General features: G+C 42.9%; 1 pseudogene. It reads left to right on the top strand.

The window, feature by feature from the left end:
- Positions 1-109, top strand: a pseudogene (locus H6A20_RS13415) (transposase); the annotation flags it as partial.
- Positions 110-217: the final 108 nt, after the last annotated feature.

Here is a 217-nt window from a genome sequence, read left to right as displayed (position 1 = left end):
CGAAGCGGTTCGGCGTCTGATCTATACTACCAATGCCATCGAAGGATTTAACCGTCAGCTCCGAAAAGTCACGAAATCCAAAACGGTATTTCCTTCTGATGACAGTCTTGATCCTATGTCAAGAAAAAGTACAAATTAAACATGCCTTTTTTAAGGTTGGCTTACCCTGCCAAAGCTTCTGCTTTTTCGTCTAACGCTGCATAATACGCCTCCTCAT

Origin of the sequence: Mordavella massiliensis (assembly GCF_016901695.1) — a bacterium.
Lineage (GTDB): Bacteria > Bacillota > Clostridia > Lachnospirales > Lachnospiraceae > Claveliimonas > Claveliimonas massiliensis_A.
This window is presented reverse-complemented; position numbering and strand designations above follow the sequence as displayed.